Origin of the sequence: Streptosporangium sp. CA-135522 (assembly GCF_050949235.1) — a bacterium.
Classification (GTDB): Bacteria; Actinomycetota; Actinomycetes; order Streptosporangiales; family Streptosporangiaceae; genus Streptosporangium.
In genome coordinates, this window is sequence record NZ_CP192026.1 from 5,378,801 (window position 1) to 5,402,949 (window position 24,149).

The window sequence follows — 24,149 nt, forward strand, 5'->3', positions numbered from 1 at the left end:
CCAGGCCCGCCAGGTGCGGGCCTTCTCATATCAGGGCTCACCTCACAGTGGGCCCTTTTTCATGCCGCCCGCAGGCCGGGCGGTGTGCGACAGCCCGCAGGACGGGCGGCACATCACCGATTCGCAAGGAGACATCCATGGCTGACGAGGCGATCGAGGTCACCTCCACCGAAGACCGGGCCGGGCAGGACGCCCCCACGTCGGAGGTGAACACCACCCCCGAGCAGACCCCGGCCGCGGACGAGGAGAAGGCCAAGCCGGATGCGCGGAAGGTCGACGACCTGCCCGCGTGGGCGCAGGCCGAGCTGCGTCGTGCTCGTAACGACGCAGTGAAGTACCGGACCCAGCTCCAAAACGCTGACAAGCAGGCCGAGCAACTGGCCCCGGCTGGGCCGTCCCCGGAGGAGATCGCCGCTCAGGCCAAAGCGGAGCTCGCGCAGCAGATCGGTAAGGCTCTCGGCATCGTCGAGGAGGAGAAGCCGGTCGATCCGAAAGACATGATCGACCGCCTCACCACCGAGAGGGACAGTACGGCCAAGGAGCGCGACGCCGAAAGGGAGCTGCACCGCCGCGCGCTGCGCGAGCTGGGCGTCCACCGCACCGCGCTCAAGCACGGCGCTGACGGCGACGCGCTGCTCGACTCCCGCTCGTTCCTGCGATCCATCAAGGAACTCGACCCCAACGCGGATGACTTCTCGACCGTCCTGGCCGAGCGCATTCAGCAGGCGATTGAGGACAACCCGAAGTTCAAGGCGGCCTCGCTGAGCGGGCCGCCCGCGCGATCCGGAGGGGAGTTCACCGGTGGGCCCGGTGGCCGCAGCTCCGATCCCGAGCAGATGACCACCGAAGATTTCCGGGCGCAGCGGCGCCGGAAGTCCAACACCAAGGAGTAGCCCACCATGGCTAACACGTTCTTGACCCCGCAGGTGATCGCCCGCGCCGCGCTGGCGACGCTGTACGAGACCACGGTGATGGCGATGCTCGTGCACAGGGATTATGAGGAGGAGTTCGCGGCCCGCATCGGCGACACGGTCAACGTGCGCAAGCCGGCGGTGTTCACCGCGAATGAGTACGTCCGCGCGAACGGCATCACGATCCAGAACGCGCAGGAGACCAGCATCCCGGTCACCCTGAACCACTTCGCCGACGTCAGCTTTGCGGTCACGACTGAGGAGCTCACGCTCAAGATCGAGGACTTCGGGGTGCAGCTCCTTTCGCCCGCGATGGAGGCGATCGCGCAAAAGATCGACAGGGACATCTTGGCCCTGCGTGACGACGTCCTGCAGGAGGTCGGCGTCATCGGCCAGTTCGCCGCCAACCCGACCGGCGCGAACGTCTTCAAGTACGACAACCCGCGTACCGCGATCGACGCCCGGCGCGTGCTCAACCAGCGCAACGTCCCGTCCGCGGACCGCTACCTTGTGGTCGGCCCGGAGATCGAGGCGAAGTGGCTCGGCGACGATCTCTTCAACCGCGCGGACGCCCGTGGTGACACGGACGGTCTGCGTGAGGCGTCTCTCGGTCGGCGGGTGTTCGGTTTCGACCCCTACCAGACCCAGAACATCTCGGTCCCGGCGCAGACAAGCGGCAACAGCACCACCGAGGTCGGCGTCGCCTTCCACCGCACCGCGTTCGCCCTGGTCACGCGCCCGCTGGTTCTGCCGCAGGGCGCGGCCAACGCCGCCGTCGCCTCGTACAAGGGTTTCGGTCTGCGCGTAGTCATGGACTACGACATCGACAAGAAGCAGGACGTCGTCTCGATCGACTGCCTGTACGGCACGAAGATGCTGGACAAGGACCGCGCCGTCCTCATCAAGGGCCCCGACGTTCCGTAGCCCATCACGCCAGCATTACTGCTGGCGTGTTCTTCAGGCCCGCCCGCTCCGGGCGGGCTCCGCTTCTCGAACCCACGGAGGAAAGCGATGGGTTACAAGGTCCACACCGTGGACGGCAAGTCGGGCGACATCGACCTGTCGAACACCCGCACCTTCAGCAAGGAGTACCGCGTCGCGGCGGGAACGGCCGGCACGTACGTGGTGGCCCGGCTGCCGGTCGGGGTCACGGCCGTCGCTGTACGCGCCTACCGCGTGGGCGGCACCGGCGGCACCGTGAACGCGAAGAAGAACACCTCGGACCTGCTCGTGGCCAACCTCGCCACGGCCACGGACGCCTGGGCGGGCTCCACTGCGCTGCAGAACGCCACGTTCGCCGCGGGCGACACCCTGTCAGTCGTCGCGGCGGCCCCGGCCGGTACGCCGACCGAGGTGATCGTCCAGGTCGACTTCCGCGTGATTCCGTAGGCCGGGCGCGTGATCGTCTACCGCAACAACAACACGGGCGACTGCGTCGAGCTGGCGCAGCGGTCGGTACGGCTGGATCACCTGCCGAACTGGTTGCTGATCGACGCACCCGGTGAGGCCGCCAACCTCGAACCGCTGCCTGCGGACCCGGCCGCCCCGCCGGTCGACGCGGGCAGCGCGCCGCTGCCCCGACGTCCGCTGGACACCGACAACAAGGCCGCATGGGTCGCCTACGCGGTCACTCGCGGCATGCCTGAGAAGGACGCCCGAGCACTCAGCAAAGCCGCTCTCGTCACGGAGTTCGGCCAGGAGGAGGACGACTATGGCGAGAACTGATCTGCCGGTCACGTCGATGACCCGTGCTGGGCACAACCTGGCGGGTGCGCTGCCCACGCCGGCCATCGCTGACGGCCACATGTTCGTGAACAACGGCCGCCGCATGGTCCGCGTGAAGAACAGCAACGCCGCCGCGCGGACGGTCACAGTGCAGATCCCCGGCGAGGTGGAGGGGCAGCCCCTCACCGACCGCCCGTATGTCGTCCCGGCGACCACCGGGGACGTGCTGATCCCGCCACTGCCCGCGATCTACAACCAGGTCAACGGCAAGGTCTACCTGGACTACTCGGACCCGGCCGGCGTGTCGGTCGAAGTCCTTGAGCTGCCAGCAGGATAGCTCATGCCGACCTATGCCACGGCTGAGCAGTATCTCGACTACACCGGACAGTCCGGCCCGGCCGACATCGAACGGCGACTCGCGCGGGCGTCGGAACGCGTCGACGAGTTGCTGGCCAACGCCATCTACGAAACCGACGAGCAGGGGTTCGCCCGGAACGCGGGGGAGCGGGACGCGATGACTCGGGCGACGTGCGCGCAGGCCGCCTGGACGCTCGCAGTCGGCGATGAGTTTGGTACATCATCGGCTTTCAAGGACGTGTCGATGGGATCTGTTCGCCTCGCGCGGGTGGACAGCAAAGACGGCTTGGCGCCTCGCTACGCGCAGGATGCGGTGTCGATCCTGCTGCGGGCCGGCTTCCTGATTGCGGTGATGACCTGGTGACTGCCATCCCGGACTTCATGTTCCGCCACACGGCGATGGTGGAGCCGCTGATCGGTGAGGGCGCGTACGGGCCCGTCTACGGCCCGCCGACGACGGAGCCGTGCCTGGCTGACGACAAGCGGCAGCTCGTGCGGGACGCCACCGGCCTGGAGGTCGTGTCGGACACGACGCTCTACTTCAAGCCCGGCACCGTGTGCCCGCCCGGCAGCCGGGTCACGGTCAACGGCCGGACAACCACGGCCATCACATCGCTGGTCCGCGACGGTGGCGGCCTGCCCACACCTGATCACGTGGAGGTGGCGCTGAAGTGAAGGGCGAAGTCAACGTCGACCTGGACCTCCACCTCAACCCGGCCGTGTTCGACGAGCAGGCCAAGACCGTGGCCGCGCGGGCACTCAAGGACGCCGCTGAGCACGTCCTGGGGGTGGCGAACACGCGGGTACCGATCCAGGAAGGCCACCTGCAGAACTCGGGCGCCACGGCCGTGGACCGCTCGGAGATGCGGGCCTCCATCAGCTACGACCAGCCGTACGCGGTGGCGCAACACGAAAACCTCGACTGGAAGCACGCGCCCGGCCGCGAAGCGAAGTACCTGGAGACGGCGCTGGAAGAGGAAGCATCTGCCGTGGCTGCGCTCCTGGCGCAGCAGCTCAAGGAGCTGTTCCGGTGACGCCGCAGGGGTGGACGCGGCTGCTGCTCGCGGGCCTGGGGCAGCTCCTGGAGGACGAGGGCGCGGGCGACTGGAACCCCGAGGGGTTCTACGCGCCCACGCAGACCGCCATCACGCTCGGCGGGTTACCGTCGTCGCCGGACCTGGCCATCTCCATCGCCACGTATGGCCTTGGGCAGGTCGGCGACGACGTGGACCAGACCGACTCGTCGGTGCTGGTCCAGTTCCGCATGCGAGGCGGCCCGGATCCGCGGGTGGCCGACGACCTCGCGGACGCCGTGTTCAACGCCGTGCACGGCCTGGCCAGCCACCGGCTGTCGACGGGGGTGTTCGTGCTGCTGGCCCAGCGGCGAATCATTGCCCCGCACACGCGAGACGGCTCCGGCCGGGTCGAACGGGCCGACAGCTACGAACTGCGGTGCCACCGGCCGTCCACGCGCCGCCCCTGACCGCTCTTGAACCGTTGCCGCTAGCGAATCCGCTAGCGGCTTTTCCATGCGCTCACAAGGAGAACGCCATGGCTCTGCGTAGCCTGCTCGCTAAGGACTGGGTGGTCGAGGTGAACACCGGCACCCCGGCCTCGCCGACATGGACCCCCGTCAGGGGTCTCACCGAATTCACCGAGGAGATCAACACCGAAACCGAGGACGACTCGGACTTCGACGGTGACGGCTGGGCCAGCCAGGTCGTCACCCAGCGCGGGTGGACGCTGGGCCTCAACGGCAACCGCAAGCGGGACGCCGACGCGGCGACGTTCATCCCCGACCCGGGCCAGGAGTTCCTGCGGCAGGCCGGCCACACCATCGGCCCGGGCGCGGACATCCAGTGCCGCTGGTACCGCCGCGACGGCTCCCCGGACGCCTACCAGGGGCGCGCCGCCGTGGACTACAAGGGCGCTGGCGGAGAAACCACCGACCTGGAGCCGTTCGAGGCCGAGCTGCTCGGCCAGGGCAAGCCCGAGCCGATCACGAACCCGGCGGCGTAGCCCATGGCGAAGCTCAAAGCCCTCGACGAATTTCTCGACACCACTCTCACCCTGCCGGTCGGCGGCAAGGAGTACACCGTCCCCGCGCCGTCCGCGGAGACCGGCCTGCTGTGCCAGAAGCTCATGCACGCCGGTGTCGCCGCCGCGAACGGCAAGGAGACGGACCTGGCCGACCTCGACGACGTCGAGGAGTTCAACCTCTACAAGCGGTGCCTCGGCCCCGTCCACGAGGAGCTGCTTGCCGACAAGATCTCCTGGCCGGTGATCAAGCTCTGCGGCGTGACGGCGTTCTTATGGATCGCCGCTGATCTTGACACCGCGACGCGGTATTGGGAGTCCGGCGGCAACCCGGAAGCACCGGCCCCGGACCAGACGACCTCCTCGGCGGCGGCGAGTTCGACCTGGTCACGGGGCTCTACGAGTGGTACGAACCCGCGCCGAAAGGCGGCTCCCTCACGTGGGAAAGCGTCCTGACCCACTGGGACCTGATCGAAGCGGACCTGCACAGCCACTACGGAATCGACCTCGACGCGCCTGGTGTGCTGACGGGCCGGTCCTGGCGGTGGCTGCGGCTCCGGATTGTCGGCCTGCTGTCGGAAGACACCCGGCTGGCTCGCCAGCTCGCCCCGCCTCCCGGTAAGGCGGCCGGCCGTGGACACGGCATCCCCTCCTCCGACTGACCAGCACTGACGACCAGGAGGCGGGGCATGGCGATCAACATTGGTGACCTGTACGCCACCCTGTCCTTCCGGGACCAGATGACAGGGCCGTTCGGCAGGGCAGTCGCAGGAATCAAGGTTCACGCGTCGGGGATCCACGCGGCGCTGATCGGCGCCGGGATGGCCGCGACCCGGCTGGGATCGGCGGGCGCGGACGGCGCAGCCAAGCTCGCCTCGGCGGGCGTGAAAAGCGGCGCGCTGCTGGCCGGGGTGGGCGCGGCCGGTGTCGCGGCCGGCGCCGGGGTGGCGCTCGCGTTCGCGGGCGCAGTCGCCGGTATCGCGAAGCTCGGCATCTCGGCCGCGATGGCCGCGCCAGCGGTGAAGGCCGCTTTCGGTGATCTGAAGACGTCGGTGAAGGCCGACATGGCGGACGCCGCTTCCGTCTTCGAGGGGCCGCTGATCCAGGCGGCCGGGTCGCTGAAGACGATGTTCTCCTCCCAGATCGCGCCTGCCTTGCGGGGCATGTTCACCGATCTGGCTCCGCTGGTGGGGGACTTCACGTCCGGGCTGGGGTCGTTCCTGGAGCCGATGCTGCCCGCGGTCTCCGGGATCGTGGGCGCGGTCGCGCCGATGCTCGGCCAGCTCGCCGGAAGCCTCGGCACGTTCGGCGGGCAGATCGCCGGGTTCCTGGCGCCGATCACGGCGGTCCTGTCGCAGAACAGTGGCCTGCTCGCAACCCTGGTAACGGGGATCGGCGGGGTGCTGCAGTCGCTCGGGCCGGTGCTGGCAGCGCTGGTCCAGGTCGGCGCTCAGGTCGCTGGGCCGTTGATGGGTGCGCTGACTGGGGTGGGTCAGGCCCTGGCTACATCCCTGGCGCCGGTCCTGGTGCAGCTCGCACCGGTCATCGGGCAGATCGTGGGCGCGTTCGGACAGATCCTCGTGGCGCTGGTTCCGCTGCTGCCGCCGTTCCTACAGCTCGCGGCCACGCTGGCGTCCGCGCTGATGCCGGTCCTGGTGCAGATCGCCCAAGCGCTGGCTTCGGCGCTGCAACCGGTGCTGGTGGCCCTGCGGCCGGTCCTGGCGCTGATCGCCACTGCTTTCGGCCAGGTGATCACTGCCTTGTTGCCGATTCTGCCGCCGCTGTCGCAGCTACTGGTGGCGCTTCTGCCGCCGATCATGACTGTGATCAAGGCGCTGACGCCGATCCTTACCCTGCTCGCGGGCATCTTTGCCAAGCTCGTCGCAGCGGTCACGCCGTTCTTGCCGCCGCTGGTCCAGCTTGGCACCGCCGTGCTGCCGCTGATCCTGAGCGTGGTGCAGGCGGTCGTCCGATTGTTTCAAGGTGACTTCAAGGGCGCTTTCGACCTCATCAAGAACGCCGTCACCACCTTCGGCGCGACCATCACTACCGCGTTCACCAAGCTGAAAACGCTGGGCACTGACCTGGTCAACGGCATCCGGGACGGCTTCATCCGCGGGTGGGAGGCGTTCAAGAATTGGGTCACCAGCATGGTCGGGGATCTCGTCACCGCCGTGAAGAAGATGCTGGGCATCGCCTCCCCGTCGAAGGTTTTCGCTGAGATCGGCATGTACTCGGTGATGGGCCTGGCCAAGGGCTTCAAGGACAACGAAGGCGTCGCGATGAGCGCGGCCAAGAGCGTAGTCGCCAAGGTAGACGCAGCGGCCCGTAACGGCCTGAGCCGCGTAGCGGCGACCGCGAAGAAGAGCAAGGTCACGCTACCGAAACAGACAAAACGCACCATCGAGGGCGCTACGGGTAACGGCGGATCCTCCGGCGTGTTCATCGGTGGCGGAGGGTTCAGCGCCGGGCAGCACGCGGCCGTACCCCAATCGGCCGCCCAGGTGACAGTACATGTCACTAACAACTACCCACAGGCCGAACCCACCAGCCGCACCGTGAACCGGGGCCTGCAGTACGCCGCCGCGGTCGGCCTTACCTCCTGACACCCCAGCTGGCGCAAACCGTTCAGGAGGTGAGGCGTGGCGCTCAACGTTGGCGATCTGTTCGCCACGATCAGCCTACGAGACCGTCTCACACCCAGCCTGGTCCAGTCCGTTGTCACGCTGCGCGCGATGGCGAGCCGGTTCGACGAGGGAGCGGACCGCATAGTGCGGTCGGGCGCCGCTATCGCTCTGGCTGCGTCGCTGGCCAGCGCGGCGCTCGGCGCGCTGGGTGTGGCCGCGTCCGGCGTCGCTGTGGGCGTCGCCGGGAGCTTCATCGGCGTGATCAGCGCGATCGGCGGCATTGGTATCGCCGCGGCCGCATCCGCTGAGGGTGTCCAAGCGGCGTTCTCCTCCATGGGGGCCAGCGTCCTGGAGGAACTGCGGGGCGCGGCCGCAGTGTTCGAGGAACCGCTTCAGCAGCTCGCCGCGAACCTTCGCACCATTTTTTCCCAGATGATCGCCCCGCATCTGGCGACCATGTTCGGGCAGATCGCGCCGCTGCTCAGCCAGTTCACGGCGGCATTGGTGCAGGTCCTGGTGCCGATCCTTCCGGTCGTGCAGCAGATCATCGCGGTCGTCGTGCCGATGCTGTCGCAGGTGGCGGGCTCGATGGGTTTGTTCGCCACGCAACTGGTCGGGTTCCTGACGCCGATCATCGGGGTGTTCGCGGCGAACTCCGAGTTGCTGGCCCAGTTCGTCATCGGCGTCGGGTCGCTCCTGCAGACTCTCGGGCCGATCATCGCTGGGTTGGTGCAGGTCGGCGCGCAGTTGATAGGGCCGGTCTTGGCCGCGCTGAACATGCTCGTGCAGGCCCTCGGTGGGGCGCTGGTGTCGGCGCTGCTGCAGGCCGCACCTGCCATCGGTGTGCTGCTGACGGGCGTCGGCGAGCTCGTCGCCGCGGTGATGCCGTTGCTGCCGCCGCTGGTGCGGCTCGTCGCGGTGTTCGCGACAGCGTTGATGCCAGTGCTGGTGCAAGTTGCGGCGATGATCACCGCCGCGCTGGTGCCAGTGCTGATACGGCTCCAGCCGGTCATCTGGCAGATCACGACCGCGTTCGGACAGTTCCTCCTGGCTGTGCTGCCGCTGCTCGGGCCGCTGGGCAACCTGGTCGCGCAGATCGTCACGGCGCTGCTGCCGGCCCTGTTGCCGCTGCTGCCACTCGTCGGGCAGGTCGCTGCTGTCCTGGGTGGAGCGCTGGTTCAGGTTCTGGGCGCGGTCGGGCAGGCCATCACACCGATTCTGCCGCTGCTGACGCAGGCCGCGGCCCTGTTCGGCGTGGAGATCATGCGGGCGACGATCATGTTGACGCCCGCGCTGGTTCAGGTGGTGCAGGCGTTCGCGGCGCTGCTGCCCGCCGTGATGCCGATCCTGCCGATGCTTCTGCAGCTCGGGGTGTCGCTGCTACCGCCGACCGTGCAGCTTGTCCTCGCGCTCGCTCCGCTGCTGGTCCAGCTCGCGGCAGGGTTCACGCAGATCCTCTACGCGGTGATGCCGATCCTGCCGCCGCTGGTGCAGCTCGCAATGACGGTGCTGCCGCACGTCATCAACCTGGTGACCCTGCTTGCGCATGGCTTGTCGAGCGTGCTGGGCCCGGCGGTGCAGGTGATCGTCACGATCGTGGACGCGATGGTGAAGACGGTCGTGGGCGCGTTCGGGTGGCTGTACGACGTGCTGATCGGCCACAGCATCATCCCTGACCTGGTGAAAGGGATCGGCCAGTGGATCGGCGGGACGCTGGTTGACTTCTTCACCACCCTGCCGGGGCAGATCGTGTCCGCAGTCGGCGACATCGCCGCGGTGATGGGCAACCTGGGCATGGCCATGATCAGCGGCCTGTGGAACGGCATCCAGTCGATGTGGGACTGGTTCCGCAACGTGCTGTACAACTTCTTCTCCTCGATCATGCCGGATTGGGTACGCCAAGCCCTCGGCATCGCCTCGCCGAGCCGAGTGTTCGCGCAGATCGGCCGGTTCACGATGCTCGGCATGGCGCAGGGCATGCAGGGCTCAGCCGGACAGGTGCTGCGCACGGCTCGGAGCATCGCTGGGCAGCTCACCACGGCGTTCGCCCCAGACCTGGCCGTACCGGTGGGGTCGGGTGGGGCCGTGGCCGGCGCCGCCGGGCCGGGCAGAAGCGGCGGCGTGGTCATCAACCTGACCACGATCAACCCGCAGGCCGAGCCGTCATCACAGACGATCAACCGTGGCCTGCAAATGGCCGGCGCAATGGGGGTGGTGTGAGTGGCGACGTACGTCCTCGACGGTGTCCCGCTGGATCACCCGTCCGGGTGCTGGCGGTTGAAGAAGGGCACCAAGCGTCGGCCGCTGCCGGGGGCGCGGTCGGTGAGCGTGGCCGTGCCTGGGCGAGCCGGTGACCTGCCGATCATGGGCCTTGACCACGAGGCGACGTCGTTCGGGCTCGCGCTCACCGTCTACTCGCGGACACCGGACGGACATAACGGCGGGTTCGAGCAACTCGAAGCGAACATGGAGGCCCTCGGCGCGCTGCTCGGCGTGCGGCACCGGCTGATCACCTGCAAGTGGGTGGCCGGGTCGATCATCCGCGTCGCCGGGGTGACCATCGAGGCCGTGTCGGAGCCGGAGGTGAATGTCGGAGCGGCGCTGGCCCGGCTGACCGCCGTGGTGAAAGTCCCGGGCGTCTACTGGCGAGACGAGGCCGACTCGACGTGGACCGGCACGCTGCCGGGAGCCGAGCAGATCGTCACCCCTCTTGCCGGGTCCACGGGGCCGATCGTGGATGCGTTGCTCCGGGTGACCGGCCCGGCCGTGAACCCTTCGGTGACCGACGTCGCGACCGGCGGGACGGTGGCGTATGCGGGGACCGTGCCCGCTGGGCAGCACCTGCTGATCGACTGCGGCCGGCTCCAGGCCGCGACGGTCACGACCGACACGTGGGACCTGTCCACCGGGTCCGACGTGACCGGCAAAGTCAACGCCACCGGTCCCGGTTCAGCGTTCCGCTGGCTGCACCTGACGCCGGCCATGGCGCTGGGTGACCCGCACTCGCGGGCCGTCCTGGTGAGCGCGGCCGCGTCAAGCACGACGGGCGCGTCCGCGCTCAAGATCCGGGCTCGCCGCTCCTACCTGTGAGGGAGGCGGGTGTGTTCGATCTCCGCCTCGTCGTCTACGCCCCCAACAGCGACAAGCTGGGCCTGCTGCCGCAGCCGCTCGCGTTCCAGACCGGGCAACCGCTGAACGACGTGCCCGCGCTGACCCTGCGCTACAGCCGCCACGCCCTCGGCGCCGGCCTGCTCGCCTCGCCGTGCGAAGTCGCCGTCGAATGGTCAGGAGACGGACAGACGTGGACCGAAGCGCCTGACTCGCGGTTCCTGCGAATCAAACGCGGAACAGACGTCACCGACGAGAACGGGATGGAGACGTTCGAGATGCCCGGCTACGGCTGGCAGCTCCGCAAGATCGTGCTCTACGCGGGGCCTGCTCCGCTCGTGGACGGCAAGCGAGCGTTCACCTCGGCGACGCCCGGCAGCATCCTGCAGACGTTCCTCACTGAGGCGCAGGCGCGCGGCGCGCTGCCCGCCCTCGATTGGACGTTCAACACCACCCACGACAGCGCAGGCCAGCCGTGGGCGAAGATCATGACGATCTACTACCAGCCCGGCCTGGACGCCCTCACGACGCTGATCAACCTCGCTGAGCAGTCCGTCATCGACTTCCGCATGCAGGGCCGGACCCTGCACGTCTACAACGCAGACACCGAGCTGGCCAACGACCTGACGACAGGCCCGCCCCGCGTGGACCTGCTGCTCGGCCGTGACGTCCTCAACGCTCCCGACATGGGCACCCTGGAGGACGCCGCGTCTGCTGTGCTCGTCGTCGGCGACGGGTTCCGCCAGTCGTACAGCTCCAGCGCAGTGCTGCCCTGGGGCCGGTGGGAGAACTACATCGGCCAAGGCGGTGTGAGCGACACCGGGACCGCGTTCCTGCTCGCTGAGTCGTCGCTGCTGCGCGCCGCCCAGGAGCGGGTGCAGCACACCCGGGAGATCACACCGTACTCGGCGCGGTGGCTGCCGTGGAAGGACTACCAGCCAGGAGACAAGGTCATCGCGCCCGCGAGCAGCGGCACGCTGGCTCCGCTGCGGGTCCGGCAGATCACCCTCACCAAAGACGCCAAGGGCATGGTCGGCGGGAACGTCGTGCTCAACGACCGCTTCTTGGAGCAGTCGATCCGGCTCGCGCGCCGTACCGCCGGGATCGTCGGCGGGTCGACCGCGTCGGGCGGGTCGGGTGCGCAGCCCGCGCCGCAGACTCCGCGGGGCCGTACCGCGGCCGCACCCACGGGACTGATCGTTAACCCAATCGCGTACGTCGATGCGTCGGGGCACGCGCAGGGGCAGATCACCGCGACATGGGGCCCGGTCCTCCTGGACGTGAACGGCGAAGCCGTCGACATCGACTCCTACGAGCTGTTCATGCGCCGCAACATCATCGGCGCGCCGTGGTTCCTCGTCGCGACGACCGAGCCCGACGACACGAACGCCACCTACTCGCCGCTGCTCGTCGGCGAGGAGTACGCCTTCAAGGTCCGAGCCACGTCGCAGGGCGTCAAGGGCCTGTTCTCCGACCAGTACGCCGTGCTCATCCCGGTCGACGACACGCCGCCGCCTGTGCCGACGACGCCGATCCTGTCCACGAGGCTCGGAGTCATCCATGTCCACTGGGACGGTCTCGGGGCCGGCGCGGCGCCGATGCCGTCCGACCTGCACAGGGTTCGCGTGTGGATGCAGGATCCGCTTGCGCCCGGCGCGGCCGAGGTCGGCCACCTGCAGGCGGCCGGGTCGATCGTCGTCATCGGCCAGCCGTACGGCGCGGACCGCGAGTTTTGGCTGACCGCGATCGATCACGCCGGGAATGAGTCCGCGGCGAGCGCCACAGCGGTGATCGCTACGGCGCCGCTGGTGGACACCGACGTCATCGGTGAGGTCCTGGACGGCGCGCACATCATCGACGGCACGGTGGTGGCGGCCGACAAGGTCACAGCGAACACGATCACGGGCGGGCTGATCCAAGCGCTCGCGATCCAGACTGGGCACCTGGCCGCCAATAGCGTGACCGCAAACAAGATCGCTGCCGGGCAAATCGAAGCCAGCCATATCGCAGCAGAAGCTGTGACCGCCGCGAAGCTGGAAGCGGTCCTGGCCCTGGCAACTCGGATCGTCGCCGGGAATCCGGCCGCGGCGCGGGTGGAGCTCAACTCGACCGGTCTGGCCGCGTACGACGCGGGCGGCACGCAGACCGTACTGGTCTCGTCGACCGGCAGCGTGAGCATCGTCGGGCAGCTCGCCTCCGGGGTGACCGGCAACCGGCTCGTCATCAACCCAACCGGCGCGACGCAACCGGAGATCCGCTTCCACCCGGGCGCCGGGACGAACTACTCCCGGCTGTACTCGGACGGGTCGATGTACGCGGGTGAGGCGACGATGGTCATGTCGTCGGGCACCAACGGGCCCGGCACATCCCGCGCGCAGATCGTGGTGTCCGCGACGGACCTACGGGTGCACATCTTCAACCCGGGCACCGGGACGGCCGGCGGCGGCTACATGTTCGCCAAGCCGAACGAGTTGGAGATGGGCTACAACGACGCCTCCGCGAACTTGAACAGGTTCCGCTTCACGTCGGCGGCCGCGCAGTACGCAGGTAAGTGGACGTACTCAGGCACCGAGGCCGGGCTGATCATGATGTCGGCGGTGGCCAACACCAACACCGGCTACACCTTCCCGTTCGGGGTGATCCTGCAGTCGACGCCGTTCCTCGTCGCCATGTCCGACTACAACGGCGACGTCCGCGTCTCCGTGAGGAACCGCACGACATCCAACTTCGGCGTGCAGGTCTACGCGGCCACGAACACGTCCACCACGGTGATGGTGTGGGCCTGGCGGGCGTGAACAACAGAAAGGGGGGCGGCGGTGCAGGAATGGACCGTGATCGGCCTGGAGGAGACCACGGACGGCACCGGCCGCATCCCGATGTGGGTCATCGTGTACGAGGTGCCTGAGGAGGTGTCGGCCGACCGGCGGCACCGCTACATCGTGCCTCACGACCTGCTGGAGATACGGGCCGCCGAGTACGGCCTGTCGACCGTGGACGACGTCCTGGACGTCATCGTGCATGAGCCGATGCTCGGCGCGGCCCAGGCCGCGGGGGACCTGCCGATGCTCATCCCGGGGACGGTCGATGCTGGCACGGCTCACGCGCAGGTGACGGAGCAGATCGCGGCGTGCCGGCAGCGCCACGGCCGGGTGATCATGCCGGATGCCAGGCAGAGCGCGGCACGAGCCAAGCCGCCTGCGCACCCGCTGCAGAAGATCCGTGACAGCACGCGCATCGACCCGATCCGGACGGCGTCGATACGGCTGGAAATCGACCGACATCGGCTCAGCAACAGGGAGTGAACGTGGCCAGCGACATGACGGTGGACCTGCAGAAGATCGTGGCGACGCTCCGTCAGAAGCACATCGCGCAGCTCGACCAGGTGACCTACGAGAACGCGGTCCTGGCGGCCGCCGTGGAGCAGCTCCAAGAGCAGGTGGCCCAGCTTGAGCAGCGGCTCGCCGAGGCGAGGGGGCTTGGTGCCTGACATCATCATTCCCGGGACCCCGCAGCGGTACGGGCTGCGGCTGGTTGTCCATTCCCCGAACGGGCCGCGCCTCGGCGTGCTGCCCGCTCCTTCGGGCTGGGACGCCGGTTTGCCGCTGAACGACGTCTCATCGCTGCGGTTGACCTACAGCTCGTCGGCGCTGGGCGCGACCCGGCTCGCGCAGCCGTGCGAGATCGCCGTGGAGTATTCCGTGAACGGCGGGGCCTGGATCGAGCCGGAGAACGGCCGTTTTCTGCGGATCAAGAGGTCCGGTGACGACACCGACCGCGCTGGGACCCGTTCGTACGACATGCCTGGCTACGCCTGGATACTGCGCAAGTTGATCTTGTACCCCGGCCTGGGCATGGTGGACGGCAAGCGGCCGTTCATCTCGGTGACGCCGGGCGTGATCCTGCGGACGCTGGTCGACGAGGGCAAGGGGCGCGGCGCGGCGGCGGGCCTGGCCGTGAACTTCACCCAGACGCACGATTCGGCCGGCCAGCCGTGGGCCACGACGCTGTCGCTCGGCGTCGAGCCGGGCACCGACCTGCTCGCCTTGCTGATCAACTTCGCGGAGCAGGGCGTCGTCGACTGGTGCATGCAGGGCCGCACACTGCACGTCTACAACGCAGACACCGAGCTGGCCACCAACCGCGCCGATGGATCCGCGCCGGTAGAGCTCCGGCTCGGCCGTGACATCGACAGCGCGCCCGACGACGCCACGCTGGAGGACGCCGCCTCAGCGATCCTGATCATGGGCGAGGAGGGCCTACGCGTCGAGGTGACCAACCCCGCCGCGACGATGCCGTGGGGCCGGTGGGAAACCCACCAGAGCCAAGGCGGCGTGTCCGACACCGGCACGGCGCAGCTCCTCGGGCAGAACGCTCTGGAACGCGCGGCCGGGGAGCGGGTACAGTTGACCCGGGCGATCAAGCCGTACGTGGCGCGGTGGCTGCCGCTGGCCGACTATGCCCCAGGCGACTACGTTCGCGCGCCGGGCGACCAGAGCGTGATGCAGCCGCTGCGGGTGCGGCAGATCACCCTGACCGTCGACTCCTCCGGGCTGATCAGCGGCAACCTGACGCTGAACGACCGGTTCTTGGAAAGAGATATCAAGCTGGCCCGGCAGGCGGCGGGCATCCTGGCCGGCGGCGTCTCCTCCGGTGGGTCGGGCAGTGATCCGGCGCCGGAGGGCAGCGACCGGGTACCGGCCGCCCCGACCGGGCTCCTGGTGGCGCCTGCCGCGTACCTGGATGAGGAGGGGTACGCACACGGGCAGATCACCGTCTCCTGGTCAGCGGTGACGACCGACATCAACGGCACCGCGCTGAGCGTGGACGGGTATGAGCTGATCGGCATCTCCCCGCCGGGGACCGGCGCAACGCGGGTCCTGGCGACCACGCAGAGCATGACCGTCACCTACAGCCCGCTGGAGCCCAAGAGTCGCTGGCAGTTCGGGGTGCGCGCCACCAACGGCGGAGTCCGGGGCGTGGTCACGGCGTCGGCGGAGATCATCATCCCCGACGATGAGACGCCGCCGCCGGAGCCGTCGACTCCGGTCGTGGACTCCCGCCTCGGTGTGGTGCGGGTGGCGTGGGATGGCCTCACGTCCGCGGGCACCGGCATGCCGAAGGACTTCGCGCGGATCCTGGTGATGATGCGTGACCCGCTCGTCTCCGCCGACGAGGGCGCTGCGGTGGAGTGGCTGGAGCGGGCGGGCACCGCCGTGGTGGCGGGCCTGCCATACAGCACGGACCGAGAATTCTGGTTGATCGCGATCGACCGGTCCGGGAACATCTCGGGGGAGTCGGCGCGGGTGGTCGCGCAGACCAAGCCGCTGGTCGACACCGACGTGATCGGGCAGGTGATCAACGGGGCCGAGCACATCATCGACGGCACGATCCCCGCCAGCGCGAAGATCACCGCTGGGACGGTTACGGCCAGCCTGATCCAAGCGCTGGCGATCCAGGCCGGGCACATCCAGGCCAACGCCATCACCGCCGACAAGATCGTGGCGGGTGCGATCCAGGCGGCACACATCGCGGCGAACGCGATCACCGCTGACAAGATCGCCGCTGGGTCAATCACAGCGGAGAAGATCGACGCGAACGCAATCAACGGCAAGACCATCACCGGCAGCATCGTGCGCAGCTCGGCGACTGGCCGCCGCTTCATCCTGGACAGCAGCACGCTGGACCTGCGTTTTTATCCGGGCGGCAGCAGCACGAACTTCGCCCGCCTGTACGCGGTCGATGGTCTGTACCCCGGGGAGACCACGACGTTCATCACCAGCGGCACCGACTCCGGAGGTACGGCCCGTGCTGAACTGCAGGTCGCGGCCGGACTGATCCGGCTACGGATCCGGAGCGCCTCCGGCTCCGGAAGCTACGGCGGAGGTCTGGACATCGCCCAGTCCTACGGCCAGTACGGCTACACCGATGGGTTCGCCTCGACCGAGACGTACATCTACACCAACGGCACCGGCCGGTTCTACCTGCGCGGACGGGTCTGGGATACCAACACAGCCAACTCCTATGACGCCGTGCACGCGGGGTCGGGCACGGTCCCGCCCGACTACGGCGGCGTGACGATTAACTACGGGCCCAGCATGGCCTCCAACATGGGGCCGGTCGCTGTGGTCCGCGATGGCGCAACCACCGCGAACTTCTACTGGTGCGAGGACCTGTCCAACCAGAGCAGCTTCTCGCTCGCCTGGTCACAGGGCGGCGGAGTGTGGTCCGGCAAAGGCTTCTACTGGTGGTCGCACCGCCACTGATCAATGGATAGGGGGCGCCCACTGTGGCGGAAATCTGGACGGTATGGGACGCGGAGCTGGCCCATACCCCAAGCAGCCTGACTCAGTCAGGCGGGGAGCGACCCGAGCAGCGCGGCGCTCACGACGGTGCGGAGCCGTTGTGGGGGGTGTCGCGGGTGAGGCCAGATGGTGTAGCCCACATGCACATCATTCCCCACTCGACGTGGGAGTGGCGGTGCGCGGAGTACGGCGTTGACCCCAACGACATGGACACGCTCCTGGACATCGTGTTGCACGAGCCGTGGATCCCGGATCCGAACGATGTGCTGTCGCTGGCCGATCCAGCCGCCGCGGCGGTGCTGGAGGATACGCACGGCCTGCCGACCTGCTGGACGCCGGCCGTCAGCGACACCGTCCGGCTGCAAGCTCAGCTAGCCCGGGTGGAGGCGGTCAAACGGCACCGGGTGCGGATGGAGCCGGAGACCCAGCAGGTACGCCAAGGCGTGCTGGCATACGTCGGTGTGGACAAGGTCGCGCCCGCTGATCCACTGGAGCCGATCAAGAGCCTGACCAGGCTGGATCCCGTGCGGGTGGAAAGCCGCCGCCTGGCGCTGAACTGGTATCGCGACAACCTGCAGAAACCGGCCCGGCCAATGTGGGACAGCAAGCCCGCAGGGGCGTTCGTCGGGCGGAAACCGTGGGGCGGTGTCGCATGACTGGTAACACGGCGCTGGACGTCTTCGTGGTCGCGGGGATCGTGGCAGGCGGTCTGGGTCTGGTGGCGGTGTTCAGTCGGGCCGCAGCCTGGCTGTGGGCGGTCATCTCCGCGTTGAAGAACTTCCTCGACGACTGGCGGGGCGAAGCGAGCCGGCCGGGGGTTCCGGCGCGGCCGGGAATCCCCGAGCGGCTTGCGCGGATCGAGGAGCAGTTCGGGACCAACGGCGGCAAGACCTTCCGAGACCTGGGTGATCGGCTGGAGAGGGCGGTGCGCCGGGTGGAGGACGGCCTGTCCGAGCACCTGAAGCAGCACCAGCTCACCGGGACCGTGCCGATCGTCAACAACACGACCGTGATCCAGGGCGACGGGGAGGTGGCGATGCCAGCGATCAGAGCTGAGCGGCCAGACATCAACATGGAAGGGCGGATACCCGAATGAGCATCAGGCTCGTCAGTCGCCGCACCTGGGGCGCGAAGACCCCCACGGCGGCCTACACGCGCATCCCCGGCACCGAGGGTGTGAAGATCCACTACACGGGTGGCCACGTGCCTCCGGCGATCCTGAAGGATCACGAGGAGTGCGGCAAGCTCGTCCGGCAGATCCAGCACATGCACATGGCTGGGGCGAGGGAGCAGCCGTACATCGATCTGGGCTACAGCCTCGCCGTTTGTCCGCACAGGCGAGTGTTCATGGGCCGCGGCCCGTTCAACTTGCCAGCCGCGAACGGCCCCGGCTTGAACACCGGTCACTACGCGGTGCTCGCGCTCGTCGGGTCGCTGGGTTTCACGGAGCCGAACGACGACCTGCTGCACGGCATCAGGGACGCGATCGAGTACCTGCGTGAGCATGGCAACGCAGGCAACGAGATCAAGGGGCACCGAGACGGCTACTCGACGAGCTGTCCCGGTGGCCCGCTGTACGCCTGGGTCAAGAAGGGCGCACCTCGCCCGCATTCTCCGGCTCCGACGCCTGTTCCGCCTGTCCCGACCAAGATCCTGACCACGGAGGCCCTGGTGAAGAACCTGCCTGTCATCAAGCCCGGTGACGAGCACCGGCACGTCAAGACCATGCGTGGGCTGCTGTTCGCCCGCGGATACGAGCCGGCGAACCTGCACGCAACCGTGTACGGCAAGGACGAGACGGACCTGATCGAGAAGATCCGAGCCTTCAAGGACGCCAAGAAGATCCCCTCAGGCGCGGACGACCTGATCTGGGACAGCGCGTGCTGGGAGGCCGCTCTCACCTGACGCAAGCAGTAATGCTAGCGGCTCATCAAATCTCCCCGCCATGGTGGCGGGCCGTCCCTTGAGGAGGGGCACATGCACTCTGATCCCCAGCCCACGTACTCCAAGCCGCCCGTCGAGGCCAAGGTCAAGGCCATGGGCCTGGCGTCCTACCTGGCCGGTGTCGCCGGTATGGCCGTCCTGCAGGCGGTCGCCGACAACCCATCGATGATTGCCCTCATGCCCGACTGGGTCGAGGCCCTTGTTCTGCCGCTGGTGCCGACCGGCCTGGCGGCGCTGGCCGGCTTCAAGGCCAGGCATACGCCGCGGCCGGACTTGCCGGACGACCAGCGGTAGACCGTCGCTGCAATCCGATTATCGGCCGTACCAGTACCTTGAGAAGCCCCTGCTCGTCTCTTCGGAGACGAGCGGGGGCTTTTTGCGTTGCTTCGGTTTTGTTACACAGCGATGGTGGAGGCTCCGCGTCGGGTGAGGAGCCATTCGGCTTGGGCACCGATGCCTGCGTGCAGGTCGGTGTTCGGGTTCCAGCCGAGGAGCCGCCGTGCGACGGACGGGTTTGCGCATGTAGCGGGGACATCACCGCTGCGAGGGCTGGCGATGTGGACGCGGATGGTCTGCCCAGTGACCTCCTGAGCGTGGTGGAGGATGTCGTTGAGGCTGGCGTTGGTGCCGCCGCCGACGTTGATGATGGAGCTGGGCAGACAGGTGGTTGCGGCGGCGATGGTGGCGCTGACTGCGTCGTCGATGTAGGTGAAGTCGCGACGCTGGTTGCCGTCACCGTAGATGGACACCTTCTGGCCGGTCACGGCGGCGGTCAGGAGCCGCTGGATAAACATGTCCTCGCGCTGGCGGGGGCCGTAGACGGTGAAATATCGCAAGGCCACCACGGTGGTGTCGCAGTCAGGGCGGGCGGCGTGGGCCAGGCATAGCTGCTCTTCGGCGAGTTTGGTGACTGCGTAGGGGGATGCGGGACGCGGGTGGTCGGTTTCGGCGCTGGGGTTACCGTCGGTGGCTCCGTAGACGCTGGAGGAGGAGGCGACGACCAGGCGGGGAACGCGCAGTCTGGTGGCGGCGTGCATGAGGCGCTGGGTGGCGCTGATGTTGGACGCCACGTAGTCGTCGAAATCGGCGCCCCAGGAGGGGTGAACGCCGGGAATGCCTGCCAGGTGGAAGACGGCGTCGGCGTCCGGCAAGAGTGGCTCGATGGCGCAGGTGCGCAGGTCACCGGTGACGAAGATGAAGTCGGGCTCGTGGCGGATGGCGGCGAGGTTGACCGCTGCGCCCTGGTGCTGGTCGGGGTCACGCCGATCGACGCCGACGACGCTGACGCCAAGGCCGAGCAAGGTCTGGCACAGATGGGAGCCGATGAATCCGGCGGCGCCGGTGACGACGGCCCGCCTGAGCGGGTCGTGGGGGGTGGCAGCGGGTGCCGGCGTGTGCATGAGTTCTCCGGTCAGCGTAGGTGGGTGAGCAGGGTGCGGCCGTGGGCCAGGAGCTGCGGGTCGCCGCTTTGGTAGCCGCGCACCAGCGCGGTGATGGCCTCCAGGACGCCGAAGCGCTCAAGCTGGCCCTGTTCGGCGGGGTTGGGATGGTGGCCGTAGCCGTCGAAGAAGGCTGCGCGCAGGCGTGGGGCGTCCTTCCAATGGCGGTGTTCCAGCCGGGCGAAGTCGCGGATGCGGGCGTCGAGGCGGGTGTGCTCGAAGTCCAGGACAGCCACGGTGCCGCTGGGGGTGAGGATCCAGTTGCGCGGTTGGTAGTCCAGGTGGCAGATGGCGCTGTCGAGGGCGGCGGCAGTGGCGGTCAGCGTGTCGGCCCAGGTGTGCAGGGTGCGGAGTTCGGCGGGGGAGATGAGGGTGGCCAGGTGTGCGCGGGCGGCCCACCAACGCATGCGTTCGGCCAGGTAGGCGGCGATGTCAGTGTTGGGGTGCGGTCCGGGCGGGGCTTGGTGGAGCAGACGAAGGGTGTGGCCGGCGGCGTAGTGGGCGTGTCGTTCGGCGGCCGAGCGCTCGGGGAGCTGCGTGACGGGCTGTCCCGGTAGGACGGTCAGCAACAGGGACAGGGTTTCGGGATCGGCGCTGATCAGGCGGGGCGCGTGTTCGCCCAGGTGCGGCACCCAGGCGGTGTAGGCGCGGGCCTCGGCGCGGAAGCGGTTCGGGTCCTTGTGGCGCTTGAGGATGTAGCGCTGGTCATCGGTGGCGGCCAGGAGTCGTAGGTGGGGCGGCAGGCCGCTGCCGGGCAGGGACGTGACGGGGCCGAGCTGGCGGTGGGCGAAGGCCAGCAGGCCATCCTCGGCGGTAGTCACCAGGTTCCTAGCGCGGCCAGGTGTGTGATGTCGTTGTGGTGCTGGAGCATCCACCGCTCGTCGTCAAATCGGTTGCGGTGCAGCTGCCAGCGGGTGATGGAGCTGTGGTCGACGGTGAAACCGGCCACCAGGCCCGGCTGGAGGTCTAGCAGGAGGGTGTGGGCGGCCAGCACGGTTTCGCCGTGGGCGGCGAACAGCACGCGAGCGCCCTGATGGTGGCAAATCAGGTCGGCGAGCACCGCGCCGGCGCGCTGGAGGTAACCGTTCCAGGTATCGGATCCAGCTGCCCATGGCTGATCGGGGTGGGCGTGCGGGCCGCCGCGGAAGGCCGTCTTGACCTCGTGCCAGGGTTTGCCATCGGCCTCTCCGTGCACCGGCCCGTCCAGGGGGGTGCTGATGATCAGCGGCAGATCAAGGGCGTCAGCGAGAATACGTCCGCTCTCGCGTAGCCGGAGTCGGGGCCCGGCGTAGACGTGGGTGAAGGGGGCGGTTTCGTGTTCGGTGGCCAGCCGTGCAGCGGTCAGGGTCATCTGCTGGCGGCCGAGGTCGGTCAGGCCGGTGCAGGTGTGGGGTCCACCGACGACGCCGTCAGCGTTGCATTGAGCCTGGCCGTGCCGGACGAAGATCAGCTCGGTGACGATCATCGCAAGTCCTCCAGGGTGTCCAAGGTGGGGCGGACGGTTGGCCACGGATGCCGGTAGCCGCCCCTGCCGAGGTAGGGCAGGGTGAGCAGGTGGTGCAGGTCGGCGTGGCCGAGGAACTGGGTGAGCGAGACGGGCATTAGGCCAGCGTCGGCGAGCGGCTGGTTGTAGCCGGCCAAGGCGGTGGTGAGGGCCTCGGGCGGGATGAGGCCGTGCGTCATGGCCAGGGTGACTAGCAGCTTGGCCAGGTCGTAGCCGAAGGGCGCCAGCGTGAGGTCATCGAAGTCCACCATGACTGGCTCGCCGCTGGCAGTGATGAGGACGTTGCGCGGGTTGGTGTCCTTGTAAAAGGCGACCGGGGCGGCGGGGGCGGGCTCCAGGAGCGGCTGGAGGGCGGCCAGCTCGTCCCGGGTGGCCAGGCCGGCTTCGTGGCGGCGGCGCAGCGCTGCGACCCGCGGGGAGACGAAGTCGGCCAGTTCCCGCCCGCCGGGCAGCGGGTGCGCGGCAGTGAGTCGGGCCCGGTGCAGGTCGCTCGCCCAGGCGGCGGCGTGGGCTTGGCCGAGGGCGGCGGCCACGGTGGGCACGTCGACGAGCTCGGCATGGCGGCCCTTGATGAGGGCGAAGTCGATGTGCCCGGCGCGGACACCCATGATGGGCGGCAGCCGTAGCGGGTGGGCATGTTCAGTGAGCCAGGCGTGGTGGGTGACGGCCTGCTCAAGGCCCTCGCGCGTGGCGTAGGGCTTGGTGAAGGTGACGGGGCTCATGAGAGGTCACCTCGTGTGGCGGTCAGGTAGGTGATGATGGAGGTGGCCACCACCGGTCGGTCCGGTACCGCCGCGCGCAACGCCGCGGTGATCGCGTCCGGGTCGGCGGCCACGGCGGGTGGCAGCGCGTACTTGGGGGTGGTGGCCAGGTAGGCGGCGACGTGGTCCAGGCCCGTGAAGACGAACCGGTGCTCCTCGTGTTCCACATGCCTAACCGGCAGGATCGGCGTGGTAAGCGCGGCGAGATTGCCACTGTGGGCGCTCTCGTACAGGCTCGGACGTTCGACGGCGTGTGGGTCGAGTCCTGCATCGGCCACGAGTTGGTCCAGCTCGCGGTAGCTGTCGGCGGACTTGGTCACCAAGATGGCGGCGCCACCGGGGGCGAGGATGCGGGCGATCTCGGCGATGACCGCGCGGGGGTCCGGCGCGTGGTACAGGCAGAACGCGGCCACGGCCAGATCACAGCCCGCGTCGGGCAGCGGTAGGTGGTGGAAGTCGGCCTGCACGAACTCCACGGTCGTGTGCGATGCCGTGTCGGCAGTGGACAGGCGGGCGCGGGCGGCGGCGAGCATCGCCGCCGAGGCGTCGATCGCCAGCAGCCTGCACGGGCGCAGTCGCTCGGCCAGCACGTGGCTGCTGGTGCCGCGTCCGCAGCCGATGTCGGCGACGACCGACCGGCGAGCATCGCCGAGTTCGCGGTGGGCGAGGTCGGCGATGACGTCGGCGACGGCTCGGCCATGCGTCTTGGCACGGTGCAGTGCGGAGGTGCGTGTGGCCAGCCGGTCGCTGTCACGGTAGAGGCTGGCGGTGGTGGCCGGCTCAGTGAAGGCGCTTCCGGGCGGCATCATGGCCGCCTCCGGCCCGCGCCGCCGCGGCGGTTCAGCGGCTGGCGGCTACTTGCTCCAGCCAGCGGCGCGTCTGGGTGCGGCTGGTTAGGAGGATCACCTGCTTGTCTGCGGCGAACTCGCTGATCTTCGCCAGCACCTTGGGCCGCATCCTGCGCCGATAGGTGGCTACGTAGGTGATCACGCCCCAGTGGATGCGATTGTAGACGCCTGCGGTGTGCTGGCCGGCGCCGTGCCGGGCTTGGCGGGAGAAGATCCCCCACAGCGCGGCCCAGGTGGGCACGTCCATCATCACCACGGTGTCGCACGCCGCCAGCCGTACGTGCAGTGAGGAGTTGTAGTTGCCGTCGATGACCCAGCGCGGTGCCGAGACCAGTTCGCGCTGGGCGGCCTCGAACTTCTCCGGCGGCAGCGCGTTCCACTCGTCGTCGTAGAAGACGGCGTCCAGATGGGTGACCGGCGCATCCAGCAGGCGGCCGAGTTCGCGGGCCACGTGGGATTTCCCGCTGCCCCCTGACCCGACGATGGCGACCCGGTTCATCTGCATAGTGCTCCACGATAGTCGGGACGGGAAGCGCGGATGGGGCAACGGCACAACCGCGCATCCACTGCAGGAGAAGGGAGCGCG

At 68.7% G+C, this 24,149-nt stretch carries 28 protein-coding genes; 22 read left to right on the forward strand and 6 right to left on the reverse strand.

Going from position 1 to position 24,149, the window contains the following annotated elements; genetic code table 11:
- Positions 1 to 137: 137 nt before the first annotated feature.
- From ACQPYK_RS25465 to ACQPYK_RS25570, 22 genes are all read left to right on the forward strand, one after another.
- Positions 138 to 893, forward strand: coding sequence for a hypothetical protein (locus tag ACQPYK_RS25465; RefSeq protein WP_433235511.1), 756 nt, complete (start codon positions 138 to 140; stop codon positions 891 to 893).
- 6 nt (positions 894 to 899) lie between these two features.
- A complete protein-coding gene (locus ACQPYK_RS25470) occupies positions 900 to 1,835 on the forward strand; it encodes a P22 phage major capsid protein family protein (RefSeq protein ID WP_433235514.1) in 936 nt (311 codons plus the stop codon).
- An 87-nt stretch (positions 1,836 to 1,922) separates the two neighbouring features.
- On the forward strand, positions 1,923 to 2,300 hold the full coding sequence (locus ACQPYK_RS25475; RefSeq protein WP_433235517.1) for a hypothetical protein: 378 nt from the start codon (positions 1,923 to 1,925) through the stop codon (positions 2,298 to 2,300).
- A 9-nt stretch (positions 2,301 to 2,309) separates the two neighbouring features.
- Entirely contained in the window at positions 2,310 to 2,636 is a 327-nt protein-coding gene (locus ACQPYK_RS25480) for a hypothetical protein (RefSeq protein WP_433235520.1), read from the forward strand.
- Positions 2,623 to 2,973, forward strand: a complete 351-nt coding sequence (locus ACQPYK_RS25485) for a hypothetical protein (protein WP_433235523.1) — start codon at positions 2,623 to 2,625, stop codon at positions 2,971 to 2,973. Before ACQPYK_RS25480 ends, ACQPYK_RS25485 begins: the two co-directional genes overlap by 14 nt.
- Positions 2,974 to 2,976: 3 nt before the next feature.
- Positions 2,977 to 3,357 carry a hypothetical protein gene (locus tag ACQPYK_RS25490; protein WP_433235526.1) on the forward strand — a complete coding sequence of 127 codons (381 nt, stop codon included), beginning with the start codon at positions 2,977 to 2,979 and terminating at the stop codon, positions 3,355 to 3,357.
- Positions 3,354 to 3,668, forward strand: coding sequence for a hypothetical protein (locus tag ACQPYK_RS25495; protein ID WP_433235529.1), 315 nt, complete (start codon positions 3,354 to 3,356; stop codon positions 3,666 to 3,668). The genes ACQPYK_RS25490 and ACQPYK_RS25495 overlap by 4 nt, the downstream gene beginning before the upstream one ends.
- Positions 3,665 to 4,027: a hypothetical protein gene (locus ACQPYK_RS25500; protein ID WP_433235531.1), complete on the forward strand. Its 363-nt coding sequence runs from the start codon at positions 3,665 to 3,667 to the stop codon at positions 4,025 to 4,027. Before ACQPYK_RS25495 ends, ACQPYK_RS25500 begins: the two co-directional genes overlap by 4 nt.
- Entirely contained in the window at positions 4,024 to 4,476 is a 453-nt protein-coding gene (locus ACQPYK_RS25505) for a minor capsid protein (RefSeq protein WP_433235533.1), read from the forward strand. The genes ACQPYK_RS25500 and ACQPYK_RS25505 overlap by 4 nt, the downstream gene beginning before the upstream one ends.
- A 68-nt stretch (positions 4,477 to 4,544) precedes the next feature.
- Positions 4,545 to 5,012, forward strand: a complete 468-nt coding sequence (locus ACQPYK_RS25510; RefSeq protein ID WP_433235536.1) for a phage tail tube protein — start codon at positions 4,545 to 4,547, stop codon at positions 5,010 to 5,012.
- Positions 5,013 to 5,015: 3 nt separating this feature from the next.
- A complete protein-coding gene (locus ACQPYK_RS25515) occupies positions 5,016 to 5,486 on the forward strand; it encodes a DUF7426 family protein (protein ID WP_433235539.1) in 471 nt (156 codons plus the stop codon).
- A 233-nt stretch (positions 5,487 to 5,719) separates the two neighbouring features.
- Complete coding sequence (locus ACQPYK_RS25520; RefSeq protein ID WP_433235541.1) at positions 5,720 to 7,636, forward strand: phage tail protein; 1,917 nt, start codon at positions 5,720 to 5,722, stop codon at positions 7,634 to 7,636.
- 36 nt (positions 7,637 to 7,672) lie between these two features.
- On the forward strand, positions 7,673 to 9,877 hold the full coding sequence (locus tag ACQPYK_RS25525; protein ID WP_433235544.1) for a phage tail protein: 2,205 nt from the start codon (positions 7,673 to 7,675) through the stop codon (positions 9,875 to 9,877).
- A complete protein-coding gene (locus ACQPYK_RS25530; RefSeq protein WP_433235547.1) occupies positions 9,878 to 10,747 on the forward strand; it encodes a hypothetical protein in 870 nt (289 codons plus the stop codon). It abuts the gene before it with no gap.
- An 11-nt stretch (positions 10,748 to 10,758) separates the two neighbouring features.
- Complete coding sequence (locus ACQPYK_RS25535) at positions 10,759 to 13,560, forward strand: hypothetical protein (protein WP_433235550.1); 2,802 nt, start codon at positions 10,759 to 10,761, stop codon at positions 13,558 to 13,560.
- A 21-nt stretch (positions 13,561 to 13,581) separates the two neighbouring features.
- Positions 13,582 to 14,067, forward strand: a complete 486-nt coding sequence (locus ACQPYK_RS25540; protein ID WP_433235552.1) for a hypothetical protein — start codon at positions 13,582 to 13,584, stop codon at positions 14,065 to 14,067.
- A 2-nt stretch (positions 14,068 to 14,069) separates the two neighbouring features.
- A complete protein-coding gene (locus ACQPYK_RS25545) occupies positions 14,070 to 14,252 on the forward strand; it encodes a hypothetical protein (protein ID WP_433235555.1) in 183 nt (60 codons plus the stop codon).
- Positions 14,245 to 17,028 (forward strand): hypothetical protein, encoded by a 2,784-nt coding sequence (locus ACQPYK_RS25550; protein WP_433235557.1) that lies wholly within the window; start codon positions 14,245 to 14,247, stop codon positions 17,026 to 17,028. The genes ACQPYK_RS25545 and ACQPYK_RS25550 overlap by 8 nt, the downstream gene beginning before the upstream one ends.
- A 179-nt stretch (positions 17,029 to 17,207) precedes the next feature.
- Complete coding sequence (locus ACQPYK_RS25555) at positions 17,208 to 17,723, forward strand: hypothetical protein (protein ID WP_433235560.1); 516 nt, start codon at positions 17,208 to 17,210, stop codon at positions 17,721 to 17,723.
- Entirely contained in the window at positions 17,720 to 18,163 is a 444-nt protein-coding gene (locus tag ACQPYK_RS25560; RefSeq protein ID WP_433235563.1) for a hypothetical protein, read from the forward strand. Before ACQPYK_RS25555 ends, ACQPYK_RS25560 begins: the two co-directional genes overlap by 4 nt.
- Positions 18,160 to 18,972, forward strand: coding sequence for a peptidoglycan recognition protein family protein (locus ACQPYK_RS25565; RefSeq protein ID WP_433235566.1), 813 nt, complete (start codon positions 18,160 to 18,162; stop codon positions 18,970 to 18,972). The genes ACQPYK_RS25560 and ACQPYK_RS25565 overlap by 4 nt, the downstream gene beginning before the upstream one ends.
- A gap of 72 nt (positions 18,973 to 19,044) precedes the next feature.
- Entirely contained in the window at positions 19,045 to 19,305 is a 261-nt protein-coding gene (locus ACQPYK_RS25570) for a hypothetical protein (RefSeq protein WP_433235569.1), read from the forward strand.
- Between the two features lie 101 nt (positions 19,306 to 19,406).
- Here ACQPYK_RS25570 and ACQPYK_RS25575 read toward each other — a convergent pair whose 3' ends face one another.
- The 6 genes from ACQPYK_RS25575 to ACQPYK_RS25600 are packed head-to-tail and all read right to left on the reverse strand — an operon-like array spanning position 19,407 to position 24,068.
- Positions 19,407 to 20,411, reverse strand: coding sequence for an NAD-dependent epimerase/dehydratase family protein (locus ACQPYK_RS25575; RefSeq protein ID WP_433235572.1), 1,005 nt, complete (start codon positions 20,409 to 20,411; stop codon positions 19,407 to 19,409).
- An 11-nt stretch (positions 20,412 to 20,422) separates the two neighbouring features.
- Positions 20,423 to 21,271, reverse strand: a complete 849-nt coding sequence (locus ACQPYK_RS25580; RefSeq protein ID WP_433235575.1) for an aminoglycoside phosphotransferase family protein — start codon at positions 21,269 to 21,271, stop codon at positions 20,423 to 20,425.
- Positions 21,268 to 21,915, reverse strand: coding sequence for a histidine phosphatase family protein (locus ACQPYK_RS25585; RefSeq protein ID WP_433235578.1), 648 nt, complete (start codon positions 21,913 to 21,915; stop codon positions 21,268 to 21,270). The genes ACQPYK_RS25580 and ACQPYK_RS25585 overlap by 4 nt, the downstream gene beginning before the upstream one ends.
- Positions 21,912 to 22,676: a phosphotransferase gene (locus ACQPYK_RS25590; protein ID WP_433235581.1), complete on the reverse strand. Its 765-nt coding sequence runs from the start codon at positions 22,674 to 22,676 to the stop codon at positions 21,912 to 21,914. The genes ACQPYK_RS25585 and ACQPYK_RS25590 overlap by 4 nt, the downstream gene beginning before the upstream one ends.
- Positions 22,673 to 23,524: a class I SAM-dependent methyltransferase gene (locus tag ACQPYK_RS25595; RefSeq protein WP_433235584.1), complete on the reverse strand. Its 852-nt coding sequence runs from the start codon at positions 23,522 to 23,524 to the stop codon at positions 22,673 to 22,675. Before ACQPYK_RS25595 ends, ACQPYK_RS25590 begins: the two co-directional genes overlap by 4 nt.
- 31 nt (positions 23,525 to 23,555) lie before the next feature.
- Entirely contained in the window at positions 23,556 to 24,068 is a 513-nt protein-coding gene (locus ACQPYK_RS25600) for a topology modulation protein (protein WP_433235586.1), read from the reverse strand.
- Positions 24,069 to 24,149: the final 81 nt, after the last annotated feature.

Coding starts and splice junctions, on each gene's coding strand:
- ACQPYK_RS25590 (WP_433235581.1), bottom strand. CDS start 22,676: ATGAGCCCCGTCACCTTCACCAAGCCCTACGCCACGCGCGAGGGCCTT.
- ACQPYK_RS25555 (WP_433235560.1), top strand. CDS start 17,208: ATGCACATCATTCCCCACTCGACGTGGGAGTGGCGGTGCGCGGAGTAC.
- ACQPYK_RS25585 (WP_433235578.1), bottom strand. CDS start 21,915: ATGATCGTCACCGAGCTGATCTTCGTCCGGCACGGCCAGGCTCAATGC.
- ACQPYK_RS25490 (WP_433235526.1), top strand. CDS start 2,977: ATGCCGACCTATGCCACGGCTGAGCAGTATCTCGACTACACCGGACAG.
- ACQPYK_RS25465 (WP_433235511.1), top strand. CDS start 138: ATGGCTGACGAGGCGATCGAGGTCACCTCCACCGAAGACCGGGCCGGG.
- ACQPYK_RS25595 (WP_433235584.1), bottom strand. CDS start 23,524: ATGATGCCGCCCGGAAGCGCCTTCACTGAGCCGGCCACCACCGCCAGC.
- ACQPYK_RS25565 (WP_433235566.1), top strand. CDS start 18,160: ATGAGCATCAGGCTCGTCAGTCGCCGCACCTGGGGCGCGAAGACCCCC.
- ACQPYK_RS25600 (WP_433235586.1), bottom strand. CDS start 24,068: ATGCAGATGAACCGGGTCGCCATCGTCGGGTCAGGGGGCAGCGGGAAA.
- ACQPYK_RS25560 (WP_433235563.1), top strand. CDS start 17,720: ATGACTGGTAACACGGCGCTGGACGTCTTCGTGGTCGCGGGGATCGTG.
- ACQPYK_RS25570 (WP_433235569.1), top strand. CDS start 19,045: ATGCACTCTGATCCCCAGCCCACGTACTCCAAGCCGCCCGTCGAGGCC.
- ACQPYK_RS25515 (WP_433235539.1), top strand. CDS start 5,016: ATGGCGAAGCTCAAAGCCCTCGACGAATTTCTCGACACCACTCTCACC.
- ACQPYK_RS25575 (WP_433235572.1), bottom strand. CDS start 20,411: ATGCACACGCCGGCACCCGCTGCCACCCCCCACGACCCGCTCAGGCGG.
- ACQPYK_RS25475 (WP_433235517.1), top strand. CDS start 1,923: ATGGGTTACAAGGTCCACACCGTGGACGGCAAGTCGGGCGACATCGAC.
- ACQPYK_RS25470 (WP_433235514.1), top strand. CDS start 900: ATGGCTAACACGTTCTTGACCCCGCAGGTGATCGCCCGCGCCGCGCTG.
- ACQPYK_RS25485 (WP_433235523.1), top strand. CDS start 2,623: ATGGCGAGAACTGATCTGCCGGTCACGTCGATGACCCGTGCTGGGCAC.
- ACQPYK_RS25510 (WP_433235536.1), top strand. CDS start 4,545: ATGGCTCTGCGTAGCCTGCTCGCTAAGGACTGGGTGGTCGAGGTGAAC.
- ACQPYK_RS25520 (WP_433235541.1), top strand. CDS start 5,720: ATGGCGATCAACATTGGTGACCTGTACGCCACCCTGTCCTTCCGGGAC.